Source organism: Pirellulales bacterium (assembly GCA_035939775.1).
Lineage (GTDB): Bacteria > Planctomycetota > Planctomycetia > Pirellulales > DATAWG01 > DASZFO01.
In genome coordinates this window covers 1-1,760 of the sequence record DASZFO010000066.1, presented here as the reverse complement: position 1 = coordinate 1,760, position 1,760 = coordinate 1, and the positions used below count along the sequence as shown (strand labels likewise).

The following is a 1,760-nucleotide window of genomic DNA, read 5'->3' as shown; positions in this document are numbered from 1 at the left end:
CGGGGCAGAGAGCTACTACCAACACGCCGAACATTATTTCAGAACGATGTCCTCGGATTCAGAAAAGACGTAGGAGGCTTATCGCTTTTTCTTCTTGGCGTTCTTCTTCGCGAAAATCGCGTTCCAGTTTTCCTTGTAGGCGGCGCTGACCGGTTTCTGGCCTTCGCCTCGGCTGTAGCCTGAAGGCGCAGCGGCAACTTTCTCGCCGCTCTCGGCTTTGGCTTCGGTTTTGGCTTCGGTTTTAGCTTCGGTTTTAGCTGTGGCTTCACCTGAAGTGCTTTTGTCCTTTGCGGCGGGCTCGCTCTTTGGAGCGTGATCGGCTTTGGTTATTTTGTTGTCGCTGGCCATGGTCTTTCCTAAAGCAATGCTCTTTCCTAGAGCTAAGCAGACGTGTTCGTGGTCCTTAGAGTAGGTAGCGGGAAATCGCAGGCAAGCTTGTTTCGAGAGCAGTCCTCCTCGCAAAGCTTGATCTGGGTGGCTTGAGATGCCACATCCAGCCCGCCATGAACATGCCCATCCGCGCCCCCGAGGGCACCCCAGCTCTGTCGTCCTTTGCGACCGAGGTCGAGCGACGACGTACCTTTGCGATCATCTCCCACCCGGATGCGGGCAAGACGACATTGACGGAGAAGCTGCTGTTGTTCGGGGGTGCGATTCAGCTTGCCGGCCAGGTCAAGGCCAAGCGCAACCGGCGCTCCACGCGTTCAGACTGGATGAGCATTGAGCGTGAGCGCGGGATTTCCGTCGTTACCTCGGTGATGACCTTCGAGTACGACGGCCGTGTGTTCAACCTGCTTGATACGCCCGGCCACGAGGATTTCTCCGAAGATACTTATCGGACCCTCACGGCGGTCGATTCTGCCGTGATGGTGATCGACGCCGCCAAGGGCATCGAGCCGCGGACGCGCAAGCTGTTCGAGGTCTGCCGGCTGCGCGACATTCCGATCATTACATTCATCAACAAGATGGACCGCGAGAGCCGCGACCCGTTCGACCTCGTCGATGAGATCGAGAAAACGCTCGCGCTCGATACCGCGCCGATCACTTGGCCGGTCGGACGCGGGCGTGATTTTGTCGGCACAATCGACGTCGAGTCCGGTGGCGTGCGCTTGCTGGACGGCGATGCGGGATCGGCCGGCACGCTGCGCGCCATGACGATCGCCGAAATCACCGCTCTGAACCCCGGTCTCGACGCGGCGGCATTTGGCGCGGAATTCGATCTCGTGCGCCATGCTTGCAAGCGGTTCGATCCGCGCGCCTTTGCCGAAGGCCACCTGACTCCGGTCTTCTTCGGTAGTGCGCTCAAAAATTTCGGCGTCGGCGATCTGCTCAATGCGCTTGCCGCCATCGCGCCGGCGCCGCGGGCGCAGACCGCCGACAAGCGGGTCGTCGCGGCCACTGAACCCGGCACGTCCGCATTCGTTTTCAAGATTCAGGCGAACATGGATCCGAACCATCGCGACCGTATCGCCTTCGTGCGGCTTTGCTCCGGCAAGCTCACCCGCGGCATGAAGGTCAAGCAAGTGCGAACGGGCAAGACCATCAGCCTGCACGCTCCCCAATTTTTCTTTGCCCAGGATCGCGCCCTCGCCGAGGAGGCTTTCGCCGGCGACGTGGTTGGCATACCCAATCACGGCACGCTGCGCATCGGCGACACCCTGACGGAAGGCGAGGAATTCAACTTTGTCGGCGTACCGAACTTCGCGCCGGAGATCTTGCGCCGGGTTCGTTTGACCGATGCCATGAGGGCCAAGAAGCTC

2 protein-coding genes are annotated in these 1,760 nt (G+C 60.1%); one reads left to right on the top strand and one right to left on the bottom strand.

What is annotated here, in order from left to right; all coding sequences use genetic code 11:
- Positions 1–78 precede the first annotated feature (78 nt).
- Positions 79–348 (bottom strand): hypothetical protein, encoded by a 270-nt coding sequence (locus VGY55_03665; GenBank protein ID HEV2969062.1) that lies wholly within the window; start codon positions 346–348, stop codon positions 79–81.
- Positions 349–503: 155 nt separating this feature from the next.
- On the opposite strand from VGY55_03665, the gene VGY55_03660 reads away from it, so the two are divergent.
- Positions 504–1,760, top strand: a 1,257-nt coding sequence (locus tag VGY55_03660; GenBank protein HEV2969061.1) for a peptide chain release factor 3, incomplete at its 3' end; no start/stop codon positions are given.

Bases quoted from the DNA above. Each gene is read 5' to 3' on its own strand.
- VGY55_03665 (HEV2969062.1), bottom strand. From the start codon at position 348: ATGGCCAGCGACAACAAAATAACCAAAGCCGATCACGCTCCAAAGAGC.